Raw genomic sequence first — 19,292 nt, forward strand, 5'->3', positions numbered from 1 at the left:
TACTGATTGTCGGGCAGTTTTTCCAGTTCAGCTAATGCGAAAGAGTTGATCGATTGCGTTGATGAACTCAGCCGGTGGCTTGTCGAACAGCAGGCCCTGGCTCGGGGCATCGCTGCCGCGCAGGAAGAAGTAGAGGGCGCCGCCCATATCGCGTTCGTAGTTGTAATCGGTCAGGCGTGTTTTCAGCAGGCGGTGCAGGGCCAGCAGGTAGAGGGCGTATTGCACATCGTAGCGTTTTTCCAGCACGGCGTTGTGGATCGCTTCGCGTATGTAGGCCTGATCATCCGGGCCAAGGTGGTTGGATTTCCAGTCGGCGACGTAGTAGCGCCCCTGATGCTCAAACACCAGATCGATAAAGCCTTTCAGCATGCCGTTGATGGTATTGGGCAGCAGGGCTGGGCGCGCTTGGCTGGGCAGCAGGTGTTGTCGGCAGAGGTTATCCAGTGCATGAGTCGAGACTTGGTGGCTAGCGAACATGAACTCCATTTCGGCCTGGCACTGAGTCAGATCGGTCAGGCGGAAGACGACCGGATTATCGGCGGATTCCAGCCGGAACTCGGTGTTCAGAAAACGCTTCAGCCAGCTATCCAGCGGGTCGATCCAGCCATCCCAGCCGCGGATCTGACAACGCCTGGCGAGCATGTCGCGCCGCGCGCTGTCATCATTCGCAGCCTGCTCGAGCCCTTCGGCCACCGCCCACTCCAGCAGGCCGTGCAGGAAGGTACCAGGATTGGGGCCGCGATGGAAACGGTGCAGTTGCTGTTCGCCTGTGTCTGGCTGGTTCAGCACACGATCTGCCTTGCTGACCTCATGCTCCTCGTCCTGTGTGGCCTGGATGGCGTTTTCCGGTTCATCCGGTATTGTGCCATCAGCCGGATCAACGGCTTCATGCTGTGCACCTGTCTGATGAGCAGAGTATTGAAGGGCAGAGTGTTGGAGAGATGAGTACTGAAGGGCAGAGTAGCTGGCGATCCACCAGAACTCACGCGGGCTGCGCGTCGCGGTCTGTGCCGGTTGCAGGGCTTGCAGTGCAGGTGGCGTAAAGGTTTGGTCCCTAATATCCGGTGCACAGGTCAACTGAATATGCTCACTTAGTTGGCATAGTTCATTCAGTCGGTTGTTCAAGCTGTCCGGCTCGATCTTTTCACGCCCCTGCAGCAGGTAGCCGATGGCGCTCTTGTGCAGATCACAGCTCTTGCTGTTGCCAACTTTCAATGGCGCAATGCCTAACCAGAGCGCATGGCGTGCGCGGGTCAGGGCGACATAAAGCAGGCGCATATCCTCAGCCTGACGCTCCCGGTCGGCACTCCGCCAGGCATCGGCGGCTAGCTTACTTCCGGCTATCTCCAGCCTCTGAACGTTCGGTTCCTGAATTGCCACTTCGGTGGTCTTGCCATCCACCTCGCGCCAACTGCTGATAAAGGGCAGCATCACCAGCGGGTATTCCAACCCTTTGGATTTATGAATCGTGACCACCTTGATCAGATCGGCATCACTCTCCAGACGCAGTATCTGCTCCTCGCTGGTCTCTTCCAGTTGTTCGGCCAGATGACGGATCAGCCCTTGTTCCCCCTCTTGCTGTACGCTGGATTGTTGCAGCCATTCGGCCAGATGCAGCAGGTTGGTCAGGCTGCGTTCCCCTTCCGGTTTGCTCAGCAGTCGTTGTGGCAGTTCATACACCTGCATCAGGCGGCGTAACATCGGCAGCACGCCCTGGCTGTACCAGAGGCGGCTGAAGGTGCGGAAATGCTCCGTTTCACTCTCCCAGATCAGCTCATCACGATTCAACTGATCGAGTCGCGTCAACGGGAGTTCCAGTGATGGGGTGGCGAGGGCGGCCCGCAGCTTGCGATCATCGCCGGGCTCGGCACAGGCGCGCAGCCAGACCAGCATATCGCGTGCTTCCTGTGTGCTGAAAACCGATTCCCTATCCGATAGATAAACGCTGGCCAGCGCACGTGCACTGAGTGCCTTGCGGATCGCGTCGGCTTCGCTCCGGCCTCGCACCAGTATCGCGATATCTGCCGGTTGCAGTGGGGTCAGTTGATCATCTTGTCTGAATCCGCTTTTGTGGTTGCCTGCCTGATTCAGCCACTGTACCAACTGACTGGCGCAGCTTTGTGCCATTCTATTGCGGTAGTCCGAGACGGATATAAGCGGGTCATCATCTGTCAGCATCCACCAGGTCAGGGCATTGGCAGGCTGATCATCCAGTATCAGCTGCTCGTCGCGCCCCTTGGCATCCACCTCGACAAAAGGCACGGGGTTATCATCCTCGACCTTGAAGTGAAATGCGCCTTCGGCGAAGCTTTCCGCCTGTTGGAACAGGGTGTTCACCGCTTTGACTACTGCCTGAGTGGAGCGGTAGTTGGTTTTAAGATTGAAGTGCCGCCCCTCGGTGGCCTCGCGTGCTTTAAGGTAGGTGTGAATATCCGCGCCACGGAAGGAGTAGATCGCCTGCTTGGGATCGCCGATCATGATCAGTGCAGTGTCTTGCTGATTCTGCTCAACCTCATAGATGCGGTTGAAGATGCGATACTGCAGTGGGTCGGTGTCCTGAAACTCATCAATCATCGCCACCGGGTACTGGCGTCGCAGCGTGGCGGCCAGATGCTCGCCCTGATCACTGCCAAGTGCCTTATCGAGCTGCTGCAGCAGGTCATCAAAACCGAGCTCAGCTCGCTCCAGCAGTGCAGCTTTGAGGCGCAGTTGCATCCAGCGGCTGGCGTGGCTCAGCAGATGGGCGCGCAGTGTCGGGGCGGTGCTCGATTCATCATCAGCATCAATATTCAGCAGCTCACCGATCGCTGCCAGTGCGGGATGCTGGGGTTGTGGTGGGGCTTTCTTGCCGCCACTCAGTGGGATCTCACCCTCGGCCAGATACTTCAGCTCATTCGGTGCCGGAGCGCCCTGTGACCAGCTCGCCAGATCTTCCAGCATCTGGTCGAAGTCGGCATCCTCTTTCTTGCGTCGGAAACGACTGCCATTCAGGCTCGGGCGCAACGCTTGTAACAGGGCGTTAAGGGTCTTCAGGTCAGCATGCCAGAGATCTCTTGCCTGTTGCTCAAGTCGCGCTCGCTCTATTGCTTTGGCCGTGAAGCTTTCAAGTATGAGACGAATATCCGTGTCGGCTGCCAGCGGTTGGCCTGCATAGGTTAGCTGACTTTCGATCCGGCGCAGCAGGGGCTGGATCGCCTTCAGCAGCATCTCCGGCGAGGCGAATTCGCTCAGAATCAGGCTCGCAGCAGCGGTTCCTAGAGAATAGAAGTGGATGCGCCAATAATCGCGTATCAACTCCGCCAGCAGCTCTGCCTGATCGGTGATCAGATTTTGTGTGAAGAGGCTGCCGCTGTCGAAGGCATGTTCGCGCAGCATGCGGTAACACCAGCTGTGGATGGTCGAGATCGCCGACTCATCCATCGATTGTGCAGCCAGTTGCAGCAGGCGGGCACAGGTCAGCCACTGCTCGGGCGCGTAATCGGCACGTATCTGGTGCAGCGGATCTTCAGGATGATGAACGGCACTCGCCGGATCCTGCATGAAACACGCAGCGGCCTCGACCAGGCGCTGGCGGATACGGTCCTTCAACTCCTGTGTGGCGGCGTCGGTAAAGGTTACCACCAGAATATCAGCAGGACTCAACGCACGGCTGAACGCCTGCTCTGTGCCATGTTGCAGGATCAGTCGCGTATAGAGCAGGGCGATGGTGAAGGTCTTGCCGGTGCCGGCGCTGGCCTCGATCAGACTGCTGCCACGTAGCGGAAAGGTAGGGATATGCAGATCAATACCGCTCATGCCTCATCCTCCGCTACGGTCTGCTTGCCACATTGCTGGATCATCGGTTCGTAAAGTGCCCGGCTCAGCTCATCAAAGTCGCCGCTGTTGAACAGGGCATCAAAATCGGGCCAGAGTCTGGCCAGAGCCTGGCTGTTGCTGACCTCGCCAAAACGCTGAAAGCCGCCCTCATAGGCATCGCGCGCAGCTTTTTCGCGATCTTTGTTGTCGGTCAGCCAGATGCAGGCGGTTTTGCAGGCGATCGGCAGTGGCTCATTCAAATTGATCAGCCAGTGTGCCATCAGTTCTGTCAGCAGATGTTTCGCCTCTTCCTGCGGTAGAGGGGGCAGCAGCAGATCGGTTTGTGGGCCCAGAATGCGGGTGCTGGTCAGGCCGTTCAACTGAGCCGCCAGATGCAGTGGCCATTGACGCACCAGATTGTGCCATTTCCAGGTTTTGCCCTCATGGATATTGCTGGTTTGCAGAATCAGACGCAGTCGCTCACCGGCCTCATTACGGCGGATATCACTCAGCCAGTCCTGCAGCGTCAGACTTTTATGGCTGAGGGTAATCTCCTCCGGTGGGAGTTTGTGCCAGAGCGACAACAACAATTGGTACTGCAGCAGCGGTGCCGCGAGCGGAGCGATCAGTTGTTCAGCCACACAGGGGCCAAAAGGTGGCAAGGGTAGTGCACCTCTGGCTTGCTGGCGCTGCACCAATGCCTCCAGTGCTGCCTGAGGCTCCAGTTGCTGTTGCAGATCGAGTGCCTGACGGATCTGACCGAGCAATTGGTCCTGATGCTGCCAGCGTGACAGACCATCTACATTGAAGGGTTCCTGATCCTCGCCGGTGACATCGCTTTGTGTAAACTGAACCCCCAGACGTTCTTTGAAAAACTGCGTGGCGGGATCGCGCAGCAGGGCGCCCAGTTGTGCCAGGGTCAGATGCTGTTCAGGTTGATATTGGGGCAGAGGTGTTGCCAGATCTGTGTCCTGTGCTTCATGCACCGCCTGCCATTCACGCGCATAGGTGGTGAAACCGGAACCTGCGGTGAAGTAGCGGCGACTGAACGGCTGCAAGGGGTATTCGCTTGTCAGCCCCTCAAGCAGCGGCTTGCCGTGAAGATCACTCAGATAATCACGCAGCTGGCCCACCAGCACCGAGGGGGGACGCTCTGTGTTGTCGCGGATGCTGCGTCCGACCCAACTGATATAGAGCTGATCACGGGACGACAACAGCGCCTCCATGAACAGATAACGGTCATCTTCGCGTCGGGAACGGTCACCGGGCCGGTAGTCATGTCGCATCAGATCAAAATCCACGGCAGGTACCTGGCGCGGATAGTCGCTCTCGTTCATGCCGAGCAGGCAGATATGTTGGAAGGGGATCGCCCGCATCGGCATCAAGGTGGCGAAGTTAACGGCGCCGGCCATGAAGCGCTGGCTCAGGTCGCTCTGATCGATCTGGCCCAACAGCACCTCACGTACGATACCCAGTGGCAGTGGCTGATCAAACTCAGCGGCTTCGCACTCCTCCAACCAGTTTTGCAGGCTCAGCTCTATCCGGGTCAGCAGCAGTTCATCGCGGCTGTCGGTGGCGCTGAAAAAACGCTGGCAGAGCTGGCGCAGGCAGGCGACCCAGTCTTGCGGCGTCATCTGCTCCTGCAGGCACTGCCAGTACTCCTCCAGCGCATTGAGCAGACGCACGAGCGAGCCCGCCAGCGCCGCATCCAGCCCGCCGATCTCGGCATAGGGCTCGATCGCCTGCCAGGCATCCCCCTGACCGACGGCATAGCCCAGCAGCATCCGTTTCAGGCCGAACTGCCAGGTGTTCTGTTCACTGCCGGGCGGCAGATCAAACTGTTCGCGCTGGCGGGCATGCAGTCCCCAGCGGATATTTGCGCCCTCCACCCAGCGGTGCAGCAGGGGTTTATCCTCTTCACGGATACTGAAGGTTTCACGCACGGCCGGCACTTCGAGCAGATCCAGCAACTCACTGACGCTGAAACGTGAGCGTGGCAGATTCAACAGCATCTCCAGCGCGATCAGCAAAGGTGCCTGCTGGCGCTGCCCCTGATCCGACAGGGTGTAGGGGATAAAACGCGGATCAGCCTGATCGATCTGGGCAAACACGGCGCGGATATGCGGTGCATAGAGGTTGATATCGGGCACCATCACCAGCACATCGCGCGGGCGGAGATCCGGCTGTGCGGCAAAAGCAGCGAGCAGATGGTCCTGCAATATCTCCACTTCGCGTTGAGCACTGTGCGCGATATGAAAACTCAGGCTGCGATCCTGCTGTGGATCGGGTGTTCTGCCCAGTGATTTGATCTCGGCAGGGTTGCGCAGATTCAGTATGTCGCTCTGCATCTGGGCCAGCAGGCTTGTGGCGCTTGGTTCTTCAAACAGGTCGATACTGAGCTGATTGCCCTGGAACAGGGGCTCATACTGATGGCGTTGATCATGTTCATCCAGCAGGCGGATATAGTCGCGCCCCTGTTTACCCCAGGAAGCGAGCAGGGGGTGTGCATGCAGGTGCAGGTCATCATCGGTCAGCTCACCACTCCACTTGCTGGCGTGGCGTGCAAACGCTTGTTTGAACAGGTGCCGATCCTCGACGATGTCGCCCCAGTAGTGCTGGCAGGGGTTATGCACACAGAGCAACACCTGCGAGCAGTTGGCGACAGCGCTGAGCACTTCAACCGCCTGCTGCGGTAAAGAGGATATACCGAACACCACAACCCGCCGTGGCAAAGTGGCAGGGCGAGTCTCGGGAGTCAGCGCTTTGGCGGCACTCAGAAAACGTTGATGCACCTGAGCACGGCTGGTGTTGTTCTGATCCTCTGGCATCTGAGCGATGATCCGGCGCCAGAGTGCAGCCTGCCACACCTGCTCGCTTGAGGCCATGCCACCCTCGGTAAACATCGAGTCATCTCCAGCCGCCCAGGCATCGAGCCAATCGGCACGGTAAACCTGATACTGATCGAACAGATCTGCCAGACGCTGTGCCAGCTGAAACTGCTTGCGCAGATCCTGATCATCACGCAGAAATCGTTGCAGGGGGGCAAACACCGGATCATCCAGCAGCTCCGGCAGCATGCGCAACAGGCGCCAGGTCAGCAGATGTTTATCATAAGGGGAGGAGTCGGGCAGATCGCCCAGCACGGCGCGGTAGGCCTGCCAGATATAACGCGCGGGCAGGCTGATATTCAGAGCGGCGGCAATACCGCAACCACCGCCATTGGCGGCATCTTCATCTTCAGCCAGAGCGAGCTTCAGCCACTGAGCAATACCATTGCTCTGCACCAGTATCGTTTCATTCTCCAGCGGCTTCAGCGGATAGCGACGCAGCCACTGCACAGCCAGTTCGCGCAGTGCTTCAAGACGATTGCCCTGAATCACCATAAATCCATTTTCGATCTGACTGTCCATCACGGCCCTCTTGTATCAATAAAACGGCAGGTTTTACGATAAACCCATCAGCCATACAGCCAGGAATCAGGGTGCTTGACCGCTTCGCGCTTCTGCAGGCGAATCAGCCCCATCACGCAACGGAAAATAAACCAGAACATGGTGATCATCAGAATCAGATAGCCTACCAGTAGCCACATGGTGGCAAAGCCGATGATAGACAGTACCAGCCCCGCCCAGAAGGTACGGATCAGATATCGGTAGTGGCTTTTCATCCACTCGGGGGCTGTCTTCTGCTGCATATAGGCCACCACCAGCCCAATAATGACCGTCACACCGACAAACAGCCCAGTGAGATAGAGCACATACACAATCAGCGGTACGGTGATATCGTCTTGCTGTTTCATTTCCATTGGTACCTTTCCTCGATCAGATTCAGTGCTTTGCAGATCAGTAGTTGCGGATCAGTAGCTACCGATCAGAGCTGTGTCAGTTGGGCGTTGGCCCCACCATGACACGGCGATGATGCAACATCTGCCAGGTCAGGTGAGCCAGCAGAGCAGTGAGTATGATACCACCCCCGATCAGCGTTGAGATGCCGGGGATCTCATTCAGGAACAACCACACCCAGAGTGGCCCGAGCATCGGTTCGGCAGTGCCGATCAATGCCGCAACAGGAGAGGGTACCAGACGGGCGCCGGTCACGAACAGCGCCAGTCCGAGCCCAAGATTAAGCGCCCCGAACGCAAACAGAATACCCATATCCAGCGTGCTGGTGGCAAAGCCCGAGGTCATCAGCGCTGCCAATACTGCCGCTATCACTGTGCCGAGACACACGGCTGGCGCCATGCGTACATGCGAATAACGGCGTGTGATCACTGTGGCTATGGCAAAGCAGAAGGCGATCACCAACGCGAGTGAGTCCCCGATGGGCGATACCTTGCCGGTAAAAGACTCAGACACCATCACCCCGACACCCAGAATCACCACGGCGATTGCCAGCCAGGTTGGGCCACTGACCCGTTCTCGAAAAAGTATCCAGGCGATCAATGCCGCAATCAACGGCACGCCTGCCTGAATCAACAGAATATTGGCGACGGTGGTATGGTTCAGTGCCACTACAAAGGAGGTGGATGCTGTTGCAAAGCAAAGACCGACCCCGATCCCAGGCCATCCCATAGAACGGAACATGACCAACGTTTCACGCAGGCCATTGCGCAGCAGCATGAAGGTGATCAGAAACAGGCCTGCCCAGACGGAGCGCCAGAACACCACTGTCCAGCTATCCGCAACACTCAGCAGGCGCCCGAAGGTACCGCCAAAACTCCAGACAAAGGCTGCGCCGAACACCAGCAGGATACCGAGTCGCAGCTCAGTGCTGATAGCAATCTGCTGAGCAGGTAGGCTCGTGATTGGCTGGTTGTTGTTCATGAGTTTAACCAGTTGCTGAAGTAGAGGAGCGCCACCGCTCCGCGTAAAAATCTGGCGCGAGGTAACAGGGTCAACATGAGGTGTTCCTGATGTAAGATTTGATCGATCCAGTCTACTCAATGCAGGGCTAAATCCAAGCTTTTTTAAGCGCTTATTATATTATCAACTGCTGTTTTTGTTGGCCTCAAGGCGAGGCAGTGAGTAGAATTTGCAAGCGGCCCCGTTCTTGTGGATTTTTTTAAAGACAGGAGGGGCTAATGTATTCCAGATAGGCATCCCTGATACCGCTCCGATCTTTCAGAGCAAGGCATGAGAATAAACAGATGAGCACCAAGTTACCCTTGCCGGAAGATAAAAAACTGACCGTTGTATGCCGAGTAGAACCGGGTTGTCTTGGGCCTGATGGAATTGATCACGTCGAGGGTTTTTGTGTCTATGCTCAGAAGGAAATTGCCTTCTACGAATCAGGTCTGGTGAACTGGCAACTGGTACCCCGTCACGATAAATCGCAGGACGAGATGCAGTATTCCGTTCGGGGGAAGGTCCTGACCCACGAGCAGGCATCACGTTATCTGGCATTTTTTGAACGTGAAATCGAGGATGTGGAAGAGTATTTCCATACTATACTGGTACGACTCATTAACCAGTTTCTGGGTAGGCACTAGATCAATTCGTACAGCGTGGACCTGCATTTGGCCACGTTGCTGGGCTTGGTAAGGGCTGCCTGTTCAGTCCACCAGGAGTTGTTACATGGCTTGTTGTCATCATTATGCTCATACTGAGGGCGGCGATGCTGTCTTCTCGGTTGATATCTCTGCAATAACCTTTGGCCCCGGAGCACTTGCAGAAGCCGGTGACCATGCTCGCCAGCTTGGCCTCAAGCGTATTGCTTTGTTCACAGATCAGCGTCTGGCTAAGCTCGAACATGTCTCTATCGTGCATCGTTCGCTGTTGGCGGCAGGGCTGGATGTGGTGATCTATGATGAAGTGGCAGTGGAGCCTTCTGATGCCTCCTTCCTGAAGGCAGCTCAGTTTGCCCGTGAAGGGCAGTTTGACGGTTATCTCTCGATTGGTGGCGGTTCTGTTATCGATACCGCCAAGGCAGCCAACCTCTATGCGACCTATCCGGCTGAACTGGCTGCTTATGTTAATGCACCGCTCGGTGAAGGCAGGCCTGTGCCTGGTCCGCTCAAGCCGCATATCGCTTGTCCTACCACCAGTGGAACCGGAGCAGAGTGTACCGGTATCTCGGTTTTTGACTGGGTGGAGAAGGGCGTTAAAACCGGTATTGCATCACGCTATCTTCGCCCAACCCTTGCACTGATCGATCCGACGACCACCTATACACTGCCCCGGGCAGTTGTTGCGGCATCAGGTTTTGATGTGTTGTCGCATGCGTTGGAAAGTTATACGGCGCTCCCGCACACGCAGCGTGCAAGAGCCGACCGCCCGACCCTGCGGCCGATGAGCCAGGGCGCCAACCCCTGGAGCGATTTCGGTTGTGAAAAGGCGCTGCAATTGACGGGGCAGTATCTGAAGCGTGCAGTCATGGATGCCAGTGATCATGAAGCGCGTGATGGCATGATGTGGGCTGCGACGCTGGCTGGAATTGCCTTTGGTAATGCAGGCGTGCATCTTCCACATGGCATGTCTTACGCAGTGGCGGGTGGCGTGCGTGACTTCCGAGCACCAGGTTATCCTCAGGATGAACCGATGGTACCGCATGGAATGTCGGTGATCGTCAATGCGCCGGCCGTGTTCCGCTTTACTGCTGATGCCTGTCCTGAACGCCATCTGCATGCAGCCGGATGGCTGGGAGCGGATATTCAGGGTGCAGTGTTGGACGATGCCGGTGAGCGTGTTGCGAGCCGGTTGATCGAGCTGATGCAGTTCTGTGAGATTCCCAATGGAGTGGGTGGTGTCGGTTATCACGAAGGTGATATCGACACCCTCGCTGCCGGTGCCTGGGCACAGCAGCGCTTGATTAAGAATGCACCCAAGGCAGTGGAAGAGCAGCACCTGGCACAGCTGTTCGCAGGCGCGATGCGTTACTGGTGAGAACGTCGCGCATGTGAACCGACCTGTGCCGAGTGGCTACTCTGCTGTTTGCCTCAGTAAGCTACAGCGAAGCGGCTGTTGGCGTGCTGAGGATTCTCCAGTTCATCCAGCATGGCGATGGCATAATCCTGTACGGAGATGCGGCTGTTACCTTCGGCATCGGTCAACAGTGTGTCGGTGCTGAGGCGGAACTGTGCGGTGCGCTCGCCCGGAAAAATCTCGGCAGCGGGTGACAGCATGGTCCAGGTCTGAGCTGTCTGAGCACGAAGTTGCTTCAGTGCAGTTCTGGCGCCCTCGGCCGTTGGCTTATACATGGCCGGAAACTCGGCTGTATCGATCAGCAATTGTCCAGGAGCAATCTCCAGAGAACCTGCGCCGCCGACAATCAACAGACGCGGTACGCCAGCGGATTGCGTTGCAGACAAGGTAGATTCAAAACCTTTCAGGTAGTAGTCATACACATCCTCCTGGGCATGGCCACTGAAGGCGCTCAGTACAACGTCGACCCCTTTCAACTGTTCAGCCAGCGCTGCGGTATTCATCACGTCAGATTTTTCAACTGTCAGATTATCGCGGCTGGCTACCCGCTCTGGACGTGTGACCAGAGCTTTCACCTGATGACCACGTGTCAGTGCTTCTTCCAGCAGGGATGAGCCGATAAAACCGCTGGCGCCGATCAGTGCAATATTCATATTTCTTTCCTCATGTGTGTTTGCGATGGCGCTATTGTCATCCACTCTATTGATTTTAAAAATACACCTATTGATAATTTACTGTTATTTAAATGATAACAATGGGGGCGTGCCATGGCGGTTAAGGAAGGGCTTGATCTCAACACACTGCCGGTCTTTCTGGCTCTGGTAGAGGCGGGAGGTTTTACAGCTGCCGCGGATCGTCTGGGCTGCACCAAAACCCGGGTCAGCCTGCAGATTCGTAAGCTCGAAACTCATCTGGGTGTCGCGTTGTTTCATCGCACAACGCGCAAGGTGCATCTGACAGAGGCGGGAGAAGTATTTTATCGCGAGTGTCAGCCGCTGTTGGATGGTATTCAGGGCGCCTTGTCAGCTGTCGAAGCAGACGATCATCAGCTTCAAGGGGAGTTGCGCCTAACGGCACCGGAGGATTATGCGGCTCAGGTGCTCGGCCAAGCGCTGGTCGAGTTCGGCAAGCGTCATCCGGAATTGAGAATAGAGCTGCGCAGTGGTGATCGTGTCAGTGATATGGTGCAGGAGGGGATTGATCTCGCGTTCAGGCTGGGCTGGCTGAAGGACTCCACACTGCGTTCAGCAAAGCTGGCGAGCTTTGAGCAGTTTCTGATGGCATCACCCGAGTACCTCAAAATGCACGGCACACCGGAGCATCCTGCAGAGCTTGCCGAACATGCCTGGGTGATATTCACCCCCCTCACATCGCCACTGACCTGGACATTCAAAAGAGGGGATGAACTGTGCAAAGTGCAGATGCAGGCGCGCTTCAAATCAAACTCCACTGCCAGTCTGCGTGCATTGCTTGAAGCCGGAGCCGGGATTTCGGTGATGGCCGATATCACCGCTGAAGAAGATATGCGCACTGGGCGGCTGGTGCGCATTCTCAAAGACTGGTCGCTACCGGAGGGTGGGGTACATGCGGTCTATCCACCGGGGCGCCATGTGCCGAGCAAGGTTCGAGCGTTTATGGCATTTTTTCGCAGCTACCTGCAAGCCAAGTGCTGATTCGAAGTTATATGGGCATTTAACTGTGAATGCCAGATAGGGTGTGTTAAAAGTTTTATGAGCTTATAAACCATCTCGTAGATACAGGATAACGTTTTATGAAGCCCGTCTTAATGATCCGTCAGCAAATCACGCTAGGGTTGGCCATCATACTGGTATTGGCTCTACTCGTTATCCTTGCGGTTGTGGAGATGAAGGTCAAACCTGATCTTATCATCGAGCGGCAACAGCAGATCACGGTCAATCAGGCGGGGCTCTCCGACCTGTTGAGCGCCAATCTGGATCAGATCGAGCTTCTTACCAGTACCCTTGCGCTTGCCACGACACAGCTCCCGAAAGAGGAAGAGCTGTTCAAGCAGATTTTTCCCTCAATTATCGATAATCATGGAGACTCTGCTATTGCAGGGGGCGGTATCTGGCCGGAGCCGAATGCTTTTACCCAAGGGGTAGAGCGCCGAAGTTTCTTCTGGGGACGCTCAAGCAGCGGTATCGAGTATCTAGATGACTATAATGACCCAAGTGGTTCTGGTTATCACAATGAAGGCTGGTATCAAGTCGGTCGTAATGCATCCGTAGATCGCTGCAGTTGGTCAGAAGCTTATATTGATCCTTTCACCAAGATTCCAATGGTGACCTGTACTATCCCCATCCGTGAAAGCGGCCGGTTTGCGGGAGTTGCCACAGTAGATATGATGCTCGATGGCATCACTGAGGTATTGGAGCGACATGGTCGTGAGAATGGTGGTTATGTGTTTGCGATCGACTCAACAGGGCAGATGATCAGCTTTCCACAATCGGCGGCACAGATAGTGAAGTCAGATGATTCCCTGATGACAGCCGATGAACTGGCACGCCAGACAACATGGCTCAGTGAGGCACTGAATGCCGCCGGCAATCTGCAGGATACCCAACTACTCGAACTCAAAGATGATGCCATACTTGGTGAAGCGGCTTATGTTGATCTGATCAAGCATCCTCAAACGGGTTGGACAATAGGCCTGATTGTACCCAAAGGCAAGATGACAGAAGTTGCTCAGAGCATGGGGCTATTTTTGATGCTGGCAATAGGTGCGCTATTGCTGGTGGTCGGCATCATTGCTGCGCTCTTCTTTCGTAATCTGCTGGCTAAAATCCAGCAAACCACGTCCCAGATTCAGGAACTTGTTGACGGGGGTACTGCTCAGGCGCTTGAAACCGGCACCATGAACGAGATGGGCGAGTTGCGACAGGCTGTGAATGCATATGGTGGGAAGCTTAAAACACTGCTTGAAAAGATTCATGATGAATCGAACAATCTTGTCAGAGATGCGGATCGACTCAACAGCTTCAGTAATGAGTTCCTGAAAAAAGCCAATAGCCTGAGTGACGAAAACCACACGCTTGCAGCAGCTACAGAGGAACTTGGTGCAACATCTCAAGATGTGGCCATGTATGCCAATGAAACCAGGACTACGGTTGAACGTATTCATCAGGATGTGCTCACCAGTGGAAAAGAGATGACTCAGGTCATCGCCACCATGCGGACCCTGGCTGAAGCGATCACCCATGCGCAGAAAAATATTATCAAACTGGATGAAGACAGCCGTCAGGCAAATGGCATGCTGAGTGTGATCCGTGCCATAGCGGAGCAGACCAACCTACTCGCATTGAATGCGGCCATCGAAGCAGCTCGTGCTGGTGACAGTGGCCGAGGCTTTGCAGTTGTTGCTGACGAGGTGCGTAACCTGGCTGCCAAGAGTGAAAGCTCAGCGGTTGAGATTGAGCAGGTGCTGGGTCGTTTGCAGGTCGGGTCGAAAGACTCTGTTGCAGCCATGGAGTTAGGGCAGAATGAGACAGAGCGTGCAGTCAGCTCAACAGAAACAACAGCAGAACATCTGCAACAGGTAGTTGATGCCTTTTCGCAGATCACGGATCAGGCAACACAGATATCAGTGGCTGCCCGCGAACAGCAAAAGGTTTCGCATGACCTGAGCCAGTTTGTTGCACGCCTGCAGGCGTTGACCAGCAGTAATGCTGATGATTCGAATCACTTGAGCCGCATGAGTGAAGAGATTGATGCCATTGCCAAGCGGCTTAATTCAATGAAGTAGGGTATGCCCTCACTCGAAAGCATGTAGTGTCTATAGAAGATCCATGGATGGATTTATGCTGAACCTTGAGGGCTGATCTAACGCCCTTGATCCTATCAATAAAAGGCAGTAGTCTTTGCGCAAACAGGGGCTGGATTGCCCTAAAGGATGATTTTTAATAAGGATATTGACATGCCAACCGTCTATTTCAATTCCCATTCCTGCCACATTTCTGATCTGATAGAAGCTGACGAAGAGCTGCTCACAGAGTTTTCCCGAGTGAATAGCATAGGGGCAAATGGCCGCGTCTATGAAGGCCAAGCTTTTACACTGGATATAGCTGAGCCTTATGCACCGTCGATTATTCGTACGCTTAATCAACAGGCCATTCATGAACGTGGTTGGCTTATGCAAGCCGTGTCAGCTGAAGGTGAAGCATTACACCGAGAAGCTGAGTTCTGGGAAAAGTACCTGACTGAAGAGGAACTCAACGGAGTACTCAGCCTGATAGGTGCATCAGGCCCTGCCTTCCAGGCTAAATATCAAAATCTTTCTAAGTTCCACAAAGCCTTGGTGAACTATGAAAACGCTCTCATCGCTGTTCAAAAGCCTGCCGCGGCCGGTATGCCGGGCGCTGGCGCCAGGGATGCCATCGCACGACGTAATGCGATTCAAGCCTACGATGTATTGATCAGCGAACACAGAACGGCAATGACACAACTATCACCAGTTGTCATGCGCACTAAGAACCGTGGCGGAGCAATCAATAATGCCAATCGAGGCATCACTCTGGCCAGTCGCAGTCGTGGTCGCCTTAAACCTGACTCACGCATTTTTGTATCCGACTTGTTCCAGGCTAACCTGCTGAAAAAATTCTCGCAGTTTATGTCGAAAGCAGCCACTCCTTTGTCTTTGGCTGCTGATGCTTCTATCAGAGCTGGAAAGATAAGAAGCGTGAGTAATGCTGATGGAAACTGGCATCGTGAAAGTGTAAAGCAAGTAGGAGGATTTATAGTAGGTGCCATAGTGGGTAGTGGTTCAACTATTGCAGCACTTACAGCTTTTGGTGGTGCGGGAAAAATGATGGCCTTAGCGGCAGTTGGAGGTCCTATAAGCTGGGCAATCATTGGCTGTATTGTGGTTGTTGTAGCGGCAGCAGGCTATATCGGAGCCACGAAAGGAGGAAAAGTTGGTGAAAATTCGGGTGAATGGATATATGACAAAATTGCTTATTCGGAAATATTTTCAGGCATTTAATATATGCACTAATTAAATTATATATGAGTGATTATTTTGTGAATTTTCCTGATTTTGCGCGCACATACTTACCTGAGGACCTTCTTATACCAGTATTTAGTTTCCTACTGATGCTGGGCTTTATCTTCCAACTAGCATCATTTTTTTACTCCGTTTTACGCATCACTAGAGATATGAAGCGTGATGGTATAGAACCCCCTCCGCTACACTGGTTAAATATTGCAGGATATATGAGTATTTTTTTAGTTTCGCGTAGGAAGATCGAAAAAATGATAAAGACTGAGCGGGATGCCGGAGTTACCAAACATCGATTTGGTTTGATCTGTACAGCGGTTGTTGTGCCCTATATAAAACCGATTGATAGATTTTTAACTAGAGGAATGTTTGCTCTTTGTGGTGTGGGCATTCCAGTTGCAATAATTCATTGGTGGCTTTATCCCTATTGAATAGCTTGTTATTTATGTAAATCTGCATACCGTATCATCCAATTATATTGAATTATCAGATATCAATCCCACCAATAACAACTACCCTCTCTACCCAGTGTGGTAAATCGCCACTGCTGGCTTGCTTTGCTGCCAGAGGCGCCAGCACAGACATGGATCGGCAGTAGATGCTCCTCGCGTGGATGGCAGAAGCGGGCACCGGGTGCAGTCTCCCAGTTGAGAAGTCGTTGCTCACGCTCGGCATCATTGCAGTCCAGCAGTGTTTCAGACAGCCAGCCCTCAAACGCGAGATTCAGATCAACCTCTGCCTGAGTGCCGGGTTGAAAAAAAGCACGCATGTTATGAAATGAAAATCCGGACCCGATGATCATCACATTTTCCTGACGGAGCTCTTGCAGAAGTTGTCCCAGTTTCAGGTGAGCGGCGGGGTCCAGTGTTTTCAACAAAGATAACTGGAGGCAGGGAATCTCCGCTTCAGGAAAGAGCATGATGCCAGGTACAAATACACCATGATCCAGACCGCGTGTTTCATCAAGATGAGCTGGCACTTCTTGGTCGTTCAGCTTGTCTCTGATTCGGCTGGCAAGTGCAACAGCGCCAGGAACCGGGTAGGTCACCTGATAGGCCGCATCAGGAAAGCCGTAGTAGTCATAGTAAAGAGATGTCTGTGACGCTGCTGTAATCGTGAATTCATCGGCCTCCCAGTGAGCACTGATAAACAACAGTGCGGATGGCTTTTCTTCAAGCGCCTTGAGTTTGTTTCTGATCTGCGCATAGGCATCAATCAGGCCGGCATGGCCGGGATCGTTGAGCAGTGGCAGAGGCCCGCCGCCATGAGAGAGAAAAAGGACTGGCTGTCTGGCGTTGTTTAACATGCTGCTCTCCATCTGTGTGCTATTCATAATAGTGCTCTCACATCAGAGCTTCTTTTTTCGCCGAACTGGTTTGCTGCCTGCTTTTGCTCGCAACGCCGCCTGGAATGCGCGCTGCCCCCAGATCGCCGCGAATTCACGATCATCCATTATCTCTTCGGGCGCCAGATAGTAAGACATCTTCGTGACCTTTCCGTTCTTTTCATACTCAAATGGCCCTGAACCTTCCACCTCAAACAGGGGAATGGTTTCAGCATCCGCTTTCAGAAACAAGGTGTCATCTGCCACCAGCGCAAACATCAACCCCTGATGATAGATACCATAGCCGCCAAACATCTTGCGCGCCGTGATCGGTCCGAACTGGTCAAACACCTCTTGCAGAAACTCAATGTAGTCGCTCATCAACCAGTACCGTTGCTGACTCGAAAAAATGAACCAGACCCTTTTTCTGTCGTTCAAAGTCAATTATGGCTCAGATCCGCCATCTCATGGGGTGGGATGGCTTCAGTACGCCCGTTTCGTCCCAGTCGTTCCAGCCGGTGAATGGAATGGTCGGCTCCAAACCCAGTCCCGGAATACGTGATGCCCAGTGGTCCTTGCTGGACTCCAGATAGTTACGGAACGCGTTTTCATCCTGATAGCGGATGCCTCCTCCCTGAATACCATAGTTTACCTGGGGCGCCAGTACATCATAGCCGATGTAATAGAGAGATGAGTGAATGGGCCACAACCACTCGACCATATTTCCCGCACGACCGAACGGCATGAAGGCCGCTTCAGGTGAACCGGTAGTGACTGAGCAGATGGCTCGTTTGCCACGGAAGTAGCCACGATCATAGCGCTTGCTGCCAGAATAGATCCCGCCGTACACCATTACCCTGTCAAACCATCCTTTCAGCATGGCAGGTTGGGCATGCCACCAGAGTGGAAACTGGAAGATAACCAGATCTGCCCATTCCAGCCGGGCTATCTCACGACGGACATCCGCCGGAAGTGCACGCTGGTCATAATGCGCCCGTTGCTCAGTCAAGGGGGCAAAAGAGTGCTCATCTACCCGTTTTGAGTAATGAGAGGGTCGTTCAACCGGGTCGAACTCTTCAGCATACAGGTCATCCAGTTCAACCGAGTGACCGGCAGCGCGCAGGGTTTCAATAGCAATGTCTGCCAAGCCTCCATTAAATGAGGATCGCTCCGGGTGACATAAAACCAACAGCACATTCATTTCTCAACTCCACTTTGCATCTTTATGGCAACAGACTAATCTGTTCATTTAGAAACATACATTCCAAAAAAATGAGAGTTTTGTTTGCATGAATGAACAGTCTATCCGCTGGGATGATCTGCAGATTGTGCTGGCCATCGCTAAAACTGGCTCGTTGTCGGGTGCAGGCCGATACTTGCGAATGAGTCATGCCACTGTGTTCCGTCGATTGACTGATATGGAGCAACGGCTGGGTGTCAGCCTCTTTACCCGTACCCGAAGTGGTTATACCCAGTCTCTGGCAGGGGAGGATCTGGCCGGTGTTGCTGAGAAAATTCAAGCCGATGTGATGGCAGCAGAGCTGCGCCTGCTCGGTCAGGATCTGAAACTATCCGGCACGATCCGCGTGACCACAACTGATACGCTTTTCAGCGGACTGTTATCTCCGCTCTTTGCCCGATTCCGTGAGGAATATCCCCATATCGAGCTCGAAGTGGTCATATCCAATCAGCTTTACAGTCTGGCTCGGCGCGAGGCCGATATCGCTATTCGACCGACACGACATCCTCCGGAAACGCTGATCGGTCGACGTGTTGCCGAGATCACTCAAGCGGTTTATGGACAGGCAACACGCTGGCAAGATCACCCTCGGCCATTCAACGTAACGGAACTGACGGACACACAATGGATAGGCCCGGATATTCATCTGGGAGATTCTGCTCTGGAAGCCTGGATGGCCTCGGACGGGCGCAGTGATCACTGCCATTTCAGAGTCGACACTATTCTGGGTATGCAGATAGCGGCTCGTCAGGGAGTAGGTGTTGCTTTATTGCCATGCTATCTGGGAGATGCCGACGAACAACTGGTGCGCCTGACTGAGCCGGTGCCGGAGTTGGCCACGGAGTTGTGGCTACTGACACACCCGGACCTGCGACGTGTAGCAAGAATCCGTGCGTTTATGGAAACCATAGCTGAAGGGATACGCTGCGTGATGAGCGATATCAGTCCCGCTGACTGATAGAGGAGATGACAACTCACCTTGCACACTCAGTTTTTGTGGAC

15 protein-coding genes are annotated in these 19,292 nt (G+C 54.2%); 7 read left to right on the forward strand and 8 right to left on the reverse strand.

All coding sequences use genetic code 11. The annotated features are described in order from the left end of the window. Positions 1-27 precede the first annotated feature (27 nt). From recB to ACK3CJ_RS06145, 4 genes are all read right to left on the reverse strand, one after another. A complete protein-coding gene (gene recB, locus ACK3CJ_RS06130; RefSeq protein ID WP_409525561.1) occupies positions 28-3,795 on the reverse strand; it encodes an exodeoxyribonuclease V subunit beta in 3,768 nt (1,255 codons plus the stop codon). Continuing rightward, entirely contained in the window at positions 3,792-7,205 is a 3,414-nt protein-coding gene (gene recC / locus ACK3CJ_RS06135; RefSeq protein WP_409525562.1) for an exodeoxyribonuclease V subunit gamma, read from the reverse strand. The genes recB and recC overlap by 4 nt, the downstream gene beginning before the upstream one ends. 47 nt (positions 7,206-7,252) lie before the next feature. Next, positions 7,253-7,591, reverse strand: a complete 339-nt coding sequence (locus ACK3CJ_RS06140) for a DUF4870 family protein (RefSeq protein ID WP_409525563.1) — start codon at positions 7,589-7,591, stop codon at positions 7,253-7,255. An 82-nt stretch (positions 7,592-7,673) separates the two neighbouring features. Further along, positions 7,674-8,615: a DMT family transporter gene (locus tag ACK3CJ_RS06145; RefSeq protein WP_409525564.1), complete on the reverse strand. Its 942-nt coding sequence runs from the start codon at positions 8,613-8,615 to the stop codon at positions 7,674-7,676. Between the two features lie 323 nt (positions 8,616-8,938). Between ACK3CJ_RS06145 and ACK3CJ_RS06150 the strand changes: the two genes are divergently transcribed. Both ACK3CJ_RS06150 and ACK3CJ_RS06155 read left to right on the forward strand, forming a co-directional pair. Further along, a complete protein-coding gene (locus ACK3CJ_RS06150; RefSeq protein ID WP_409525565.1) occupies positions 8,939-9,280 on the forward strand; it encodes a hypothetical protein in 342 nt (113 codons plus the stop codon). Between the two features lie 85 nt (positions 9,281-9,365). Further along, the gene (locus ACK3CJ_RS06155; protein WP_409525566.1) at positions 9,366-10,673 is read left to right on the forward strand and encodes a hydroxyacid-oxoacid transhydrogenase; all 1,308 of its coding nucleotides are present in this window, start codon (positions 9,366-9,368) and stop codon (positions 10,671-10,673) included. Positions 10,674-10,726: 53 nt separating this feature from the next. On the opposite strand, the gene ACK3CJ_RS06160 is transcribed toward ACK3CJ_RS06155, so the two are convergent. Continuing rightward, positions 10,727-11,365 (reverse strand): NAD(P)-dependent oxidoreductase, encoded by a 639-nt coding sequence (locus ACK3CJ_RS06160; RefSeq protein ID WP_409525567.1) that lies wholly within the window; start codon positions 11,363-11,365, stop codon positions 10,727-10,729. 114 nt (positions 11,366-11,479) lie between these two features. Here ACK3CJ_RS06160 and ACK3CJ_RS06165 point away from each other — a divergent pair, with 114 nt between their 5' ends. The 4 genes from ACK3CJ_RS06165 to ACK3CJ_RS06180 all read left to right on the forward strand — a co-directional run bounded on the left by ACK3CJ_RS06165 (position 11,480) and on the right by ACK3CJ_RS06180 (position 16,157). After that, on the forward strand, positions 11,480-12,385 hold the full coding sequence (locus ACK3CJ_RS06165) for a LysR family transcriptional regulator (protein WP_409525568.1): 906 nt from the start codon (positions 11,480-11,482) through the stop codon (positions 12,383-12,385). A gap of 98 nt (positions 12,386-12,483) precedes the next feature. Next, entirely contained in the window at positions 12,484-14,475 is a 1,992-nt protein-coding gene (locus ACK3CJ_RS06170) for a methyl-accepting chemotaxis protein (RefSeq protein ID WP_409525569.1), read from the forward strand. 147 nt (positions 14,476-14,622) lie between these two features. Then, on the forward strand, positions 14,623-15,711 hold the full coding sequence (locus ACK3CJ_RS06175) for a hypothetical protein (protein ID WP_409525570.1): 1,089 nt from the start codon (positions 14,623-14,625) through the stop codon (positions 15,709-15,711). 23 nt (positions 15,712-15,734) lie between these two features. After that, positions 15,735-16,157 carry a hypothetical protein gene (locus tag ACK3CJ_RS06180; protein ID WP_409525571.1) on the forward strand — a complete coding sequence of 141 codons (423 nt, stop codon included), beginning with the start codon at positions 15,735-15,737 and terminating at the stop codon, positions 16,155-16,157. Positions 16,158-16,219: 62 nt separating this feature from the next. On the opposite strand, the gene ACK3CJ_RS06185 is transcribed toward ACK3CJ_RS06180, so the two are convergent. From ACK3CJ_RS06185 to ACK3CJ_RS06195, 3 genes are all read right to left on the reverse strand, one after another. Further along, positions 16,220-17,059 (reverse strand): DODA-type extradiol aromatic ring-opening family dioxygenase, encoded by an 840-nt coding sequence (locus tag ACK3CJ_RS06185; protein WP_409525572.1) that lies wholly within the window; start codon positions 17,057-17,059, stop codon positions 16,220-16,222. 15 nt (positions 17,060-17,074) lie between these two features. After that, on the reverse strand, positions 17,075-17,431 hold the full coding sequence (locus tag ACK3CJ_RS06190; RefSeq protein WP_409525573.1) for a TfoX/Sxy family protein: 357 nt from the start codon (positions 17,429-17,431) through the stop codon (positions 17,075-17,077). A gap of 70 nt (positions 17,432-17,501) precedes the next feature. Then, positions 17,502-18,251, reverse strand: coding sequence for an NAD(P)H-dependent oxidoreductase (locus ACK3CJ_RS06195; RefSeq protein WP_409525574.1), 750 nt, complete (start codon positions 18,249-18,251; stop codon positions 17,502-17,504). Between the two features lie 88 nt (positions 18,252-18,339). Between ACK3CJ_RS06195 and ACK3CJ_RS06200 the strand changes: the two genes are divergently transcribed. Continuing rightward, positions 18,340-19,248, forward strand: a complete 909-nt coding sequence (locus tag ACK3CJ_RS06200; protein WP_409525575.1) for a LysR family transcriptional regulator — start codon at positions 18,340-18,342, stop codon at positions 19,246-19,248. Positions 19,249-19,292: the final 44 nt, after the last annotated feature.

Source organism: Nitrincola salilacus, assembly GCF_046271865.1.
Classification (GTDB): Bacteria; Pseudomonadota; Gammaproteobacteria; order Pseudomonadales; family Balneatricaceae; genus Nitrincola; species Nitrincola salilacus.